The 5794-nt window shown below is 36.2% G+C and carries 4 protein-coding genes; 2 read left to right on the top strand and 2 right to left on the bottom strand.

Features of this window, described 5'->3' with window-relative positions:
- The first annotated feature begins 783 nt into the window (after positions 1-783).
- On the top strand, positions 784-1065 hold the full coding sequence (locus ACFIKY_RS08700) for a hypothetical protein (RefSeq protein ID WP_375636721.1): 282 nt from the start codon (positions 784-786) through the stop codon (positions 1063-1065).
- A gap of 561 nt (positions 1066-1626) precedes the next feature.
- Here the strand turns inward: ACFIKY_RS08700 and ACFIKY_RS08695 are convergent.
- Together ACFIKY_RS08695 and ACFIKY_RS08690 are read right to left on the bottom strand one after the other, a co-directional pair.
- Positions 1627-1749 (bottom strand): hypothetical protein, encoded by a 123-nt coding sequence (locus ACFIKY_RS08695; protein WP_375661712.1) that lies wholly within the window; start codon positions 1747-1749, stop codon positions 1627-1629.
- A 511-nt stretch (positions 1750-2260) separates the two neighbouring features.
- The gene (locus ACFIKY_RS08690) at positions 2261-2428 is read right to left on the bottom strand and encodes a hypothetical protein (protein ID WP_375636725.1); all 168 of its coding nucleotides are present in this window, start codon (positions 2426-2428) and stop codon (positions 2261-2263) included.
- 327 nt (positions 2429-2755) lie between these two features.
- Between ACFIKY_RS08690 and ACFIKY_RS08685 the strand changes: the two genes are divergently transcribed.
- Entirely contained in the window at positions 2756-3703 is a 948-nt protein-coding gene (locus ACFIKY_RS08685) for an abortive infection family protein (RefSeq protein WP_375661711.1), read from the top strand.
- Positions 3704-5794 lie beyond the last annotated feature (2091 nt).

The following is a 5794-nucleotide window of genomic DNA, read 5'->3' as shown; positions in this document are numbered from 1 at the left end:
AGGATACTTTCATGCTTTAAAACTTCTACCTCTAAAGCAAACACATAAAAAGCTGCACACATGATGCAGCTTTTTTTTGCAAAATTTTCTTGATTCTTCATGCTTTTCAGCACAATCAAATTTTTCGACATCCACGTAAAGCTTTTATAATCATGAGAAACAAGCTTCAAAATAAAAGATTTTTTTTCAACAATTCTATTTTTTTATGTTTTTTCTTTAAAAAATTTCTTAAATGAAGTGTTGACTCCATAGATTATATATATGCGTTACAGCGTAACAAATATGCGACTATTGCTCTATTTTTGCCATTTAAACCAAACGAATATCGCAGAAACATATTCCGCTACAATCAACAACTTTTCCTAATATGGAAAGCATATCAATCTTACATCTCATGTAAGAGAGAGCATTATGCGGTTAATATTTCATCCACGTACAATATGAGAGAATAAGGTGAAATTTCTCTGATACAAAGGGAATACCAACCTACCAAATTATCTATTCTCAACAAAGTAACACTCCCACCGCTTCAATACCAATATATTAGTTTGAATATACGAACACAATTTACATTCTAGATTAAATGTATCAAATAAATAATGAACACAAAATCTATGGATAAACAACGGGTTAACTTTACACGCTTAAAACAAAGGACAAAACTCTATAATCATGCGTTATTAAAATTTTTTTTGTCAATATTTTTATACAGACATCAAAAATCGTACCATTGCTTTCAATACAAGAAATCTACATAAACAATTTCATCTTGATAAACACAACATGCTATATAGGCTGGATTCCATCGATGCTTATGAACAAACGCTTATAAAGCAGATTGAAGTCGCCTCTATTGAAGTAAAAGATGGACAAAACAAACTGTATTTTGTTGTGGAAAGCAAAGGAAGTATTTTCGAAGACATCTTGCGCGATCTGGAAAAAGCAAAAATCCATTGCGGTCGTGAATATTTCAAAGCTTTGGGAGGAAATACCCAATATATTGTTTCTGATAATTATCAAACTTTTATCGATCAAGCACTTCAAGAAGATACCATAACAACTTGAAAAAATATTTGGACTATGGAAACAGCCCTCCCCTGTTGTTTATAAAATGCAATTTTTTCCTACTCTATAATTTACAAGCTCTTCCTTATAACCGATTTTAATTTTTATTAAACGATTAAGAGATTGTCGAACATTTTCCAGAAAGAGCTGCACATTTAAGAAAAGAAAATTATAAACTATTGAGAATACATTTGGCACCCAAGCAATATCGCTGTATTTTTACTGTTTTGCCTCGCACTCTCCTTATCGCATAAAGAAAAGGGCTCCGATTTATGATATGCTTTGTTTGAACGCCTTCTCAATAACATTTGCAATGGCATATAAGATCATAGAGCAGTTTACTACTTTTCGAGAAACCAACACACTGAGACCTTAACCGCAACCTTCGTTATTTTTATGAAAGGACACGAAACCAACAAGCTCCTTAAACTCTAAAATTTGGCCATCTCCAGTAACATGCGATGTTTATCAACATCATACTTCCTTTGTGCTCTTAGACACCTCTCAAAACCTCTTGAAATATGGGATTCTCTGTTGGTATCTTTGCAAGTATCCACGAAATTAAGCACGCATTTCAATGCGGAATAGTCCCATAAACACGCTAACAGACACCCCTACAACAGCACCAGCATAGAATATGGCATCCCGTGCCCGCCAAAATGCTGACCCTCTTCTGCCACACATCGCGATGTGGAAAATAGCACCGTGCTGCAAACTTGGCGATGTTATTCATCTCATTTAAACCTCCTTGAATCACTATGCTTGCATAACCGCAACAGGTTCAAATGAAGATGAAGCGACAAAAACATCTAGTAAAGCAGCATTTTCTCTCTATTTCATTGTGAACTGTCATAACAAATCTACCCCGCTTTAATAAAAAAGCCTTCTCTCATTGAGGGGAAAATTTTTTTTAAACATTGAAAATCATGATGCACGATGACAGACAGCAAACCATCTCTAAAAAGGCTGTTTTTTTACTTTTACAGTGTGCTCTGAGATTTGCTTAAGATTTTCCTGCCTTTAAACTTTTGTTTTTCTAGATTTTTCTTATAAGTTTTACAATCAAGAGTAGCTGTTTTAAACACTTTTACGCACATTTTATTGCCTAAAGTCCCTTTTAGACGCAATGACTGTCTATATTTCCATCACGACCAAATACGCGAGATTAACAGCGGATGTAATGAAAACAGCCTTTTTATAGAAAACCGTAAGCTTTAACGGAATAAACGAGATTGGTAAACCGATCCCCTACCCACTTGTTCTCTCTACCGGTTATGCGAACAAAGAACCCCATCTGCTCTTTCTGACAAGTAAAGAACTGTGCCAACATTTGGTAACATACCATTGTTGAAATTCTTGTCACAAAGCCTTCCTTTCAGGGATTATGCGCATTGCCTGCTTCCTTCTTTCCAATAAACAATCTGCCAATAAAGAATGTTATTGCAGTTACAATAATACAAAATTATACTTCTGTTCTCATTCTATATTTTTCGAATTATCACACATTATCCACCCCTTCACTGTTATAACAATGAAAGGAAAAAAATTAAAACACAATATAGTATTTCTTTTTCACAAATCTTATATAAGCCGCAAGATTGTTGAGCGACCTTCTATGCAAGATCAGGCAATAAAATCATACTCTAAAAACCACTCCACACACCACTTTTTGATATTATAAAGCCATAAAATGCAATTATCATCTCCGCAAAAAATCTCTCAGAAAAACACTATTCCTCCTGCAACAATTGAGATACTCTCTCAAATATTACCAAATTACTATTGGTTGGATAATCTTGATGACTTATTCTTTTTGACACCAGCTGCTCGTAATGAAAAACTAGATGATTGTGAAACTGTCAAGGTTAAGAAACGACTAAAGACAATCAATTGGCTATGCAAAAAACCGCTTGAAGTCCTTGGTAACCTGCTCGGGGATTTTTTGGATAACGAATCCCATAAGTCAATCGAATTCATATTTGAAGACATATCAGGAGATCAAATACTACAACAGCTTAAAACAGATCAACGTAAAGTTTTAGAAACGTTAAAGAAAGATAGATTAGAATATCTGCGTGGAGGATATATTATCAAGAAGGGACTGACCTTCACACACGACACACAAGAATTGCAAAAAGCAGGTCTCCTCTCTACAGAAGAGCTAAGAAAACTTATTGCAAAGCACAGACTTTCAGCCGTAAAAAACGAAATAAATAGAGCATTAGAAAATATAGAAAAAGATCCAAGGGGGGCGGTTCTATTTGCAGCAAATCTGTTGGAAGCCTCTTGCAAAGCTTACCTCGACCACCATTCTATCCCATATGCAGAAAACGCCCGTAATAATCTGCCCGCTTTATGGAAACAAGTCGTTAAGAGAGCTAAGACCCATCCCGAAGATATGAAGCAAGAAAACTTAAAAAATCAAGATCTAGATGAAAATGGCTTAAAAATGATCGCATCCGGTCTGTATCAAATCGTTAGTGGTACTATGAATTTAAGAAACAAGAAAAGTGCAGCGCACGGCCGATCAGAAAAAGATTTGGAACTAATCAATCTCAAACCTCACCATGCGCGCTTAACTTTTAATGCCGCACATTCTCTCTCAATGTATATCTTAGAGCTCATGGATCAGCCATAATAAATAAAGAGCACTATTCTTACATGCCATAACCATTTTCTCTTTACAGGCTTTTTGCTACCAACATAATGCTTTACCCTCTACAAAACACTCTTTGCAAATAATCGGGGTATCGTTACGATCATAGGCATTTTAGGTTTTGTCTTTTAAGACAAAAGGCTAGCAAAGCCTCCACTCCATGCATGTTTGTCTTTTTTATCGCAAAACAACATCATTTTCATCAAAAGCCTATCATAACATTTTATATTTCGAGCTAAGAGCAAGAGCAAATTTTCTTAAAATCATTTCTTATCTTTAAGACTTAAGAGCGCTTCCCATCCCCCCGACATAACCTTCTCTATAGCTTATAAAACCCAATATTCCTATAGCGGGATAAAATTTAGTGATCACGCACTCTATAACTTCCCCTTCCCCACTGCCAGCTTCCATTCAAACATTAGTACCCATGGCTGCAAAAGCAAAAAGCCGGCCCTTCTTTTTCTCACGCCAGAATGTTGATTTTTCTTAAAGGTTTCCGCCCCTTTAAAAAGATTGTGTGCCATGACGAAGAGTTTGGCTTGCGTTTTTCATTGGAAGCAAGTTTTGTAGCTTTTTTATGATATTAAGATAGAGGTAAGCTGGAAGCGTTTTTTTCACCTTCTCGCCATTTTTTATCTATGGATAGAGATGTTCCGTTTTTTCTCAAGCCAAATTGCAGATATAAGACAGTTTTTTTCTGAAAGACGAGGATATCTGAAAATTTTGGAGAGGACTTTGATTATTTTTGGTTATGTTTGTAGGATTTTTTGGGGCTTCTGGAATAAGATCGTAAACGATTAGTTTCAGGGAAGAATTGGGAAGTTTGCATTTTAGAGAGGCAAAGCTCAGTTTTCAAATTTCAAACTCCAACAACATGTTTTTTAGCTTATTTTTAAGCATCTAGAATAAAGGTTTATTTTGAAATCGCTCTAGTGATGGACGCAATGATAGCAATAAGATTTTGTCTAAAGCAGTTAGCTTTTTTGTCTTCAATTTTTTTAAAGGGTTGGATTGTGCGTTTTTGTCTCACACCATTTGCCACCCATGGGTTTTCTCCCTCCTGACATTGAGCAAAACTGATTGTCCAATCAGGATAAAGTCGCCAGCTACCTAGCCCTCTCGTTGGTCATCTCACAAATGTGTTGCGCATCCCGCTTGGAGCGTTGATAACACTACCTCATCACTTATATGCCCATGAGTTTATAAGCGTTTTGACAAATCAATGCTTCATCGCTCCCATTTACTCTAGAGCACAGGATGCGTGCGTTGTGTAAAATAAGCGTGGTAGGACTACTATAGCTCTTTTTTGGAAGGATTGGTTTTAAGTGTAGGGTGATAGAAATCTCTTGCTATTTTTATGCACTTTACGAAGAGCTTGATGGGAGATTTTTAAAGTCTCTAGACTGAGGTAATGCACAAATAGTTTCAGAGAAGGATTGGGAGGTAGGATTTTAAGATAGAAAGGTGAGTTCAACTTTTTAGTGGTATGTCTATATGAGCCATTGCATTTTTTAGAAAGGGAATATTTTCAAGCCACCCCATTCCCTCACTGTAGCTTTATGGGTGTTTAGACTCTCGTACGTTTTATCCTTCTTCCATGGTGCTTCCATTATGATCCATCTAGAATGAAGGTTTATTTTGAAAGTTCTCTCGTGAGAGACAAGATGGTAGCAATAAGACCTTTTCCTCATATAGCAACCTGCTTGGCAAGGATGCACCTTGGATGTGATATAGACGGACAAATATAGTATGGGTGATGGTGCCTTTTTTTCTCAAGTTAATTTGAGAGGCATCGGAGAATTTTTGAGACCAATCTAGGTTGAGCGCTATTTTTTGCACTCTTTTTAGAGAGGGAAGATTTTCAAGTCCCCCCTTCCGTCATAGTTTTATGGGTGTTTAGGCAGTTTGTACGTTTTATCCTTCACGCATAGTGCTCTCGCAACTTCTATAAAGCCGCAAGCCTATACAGCTCAAGTGGGGAAGTTTGAGTGAAGATTTATTCTATAACATTTCCCATTAGGTACATTTTTATATTTTCACGTTTTATCATGAGCGCAGTGTCATGTTCAGATG

The organism is Bartonella sp. CR127HXZ, assembly GCF_042194555.1.
Taxonomy (GTDB): domain Bacteria; phylum Pseudomonadota; class Alphaproteobacteria; order Rhizobiales; family Rhizobiaceae; genus Bartonella; species Bartonella grahamii.
This window is presented reverse-complemented; position numbering and strand designations above follow the sequence as displayed.

Excerpts from the sequence above, each read along its gene's own strand:
- ACFIKY_RS08700 (WP_375636721.1), top strand. The coding sequence starts at position 784 with ATGCTATATAGGCTGGATTCCATCGATGCTTATGAACAAACGCTTATA.
- ACFIKY_RS08695 (WP_375661712.1), bottom strand. The coding sequence starts at position 1,749 with ATGTGTGGCAGAAGAGGGTCAGCATTTTGGCGGGCACGGGATGCCATA.
- ACFIKY_RS08685 (WP_375661711.1), top strand. The coding sequence starts at position 2,756 with ATGCAATTATCATCTCCGCAAAAAATCTCTCAGAAAAACACTATTCCT.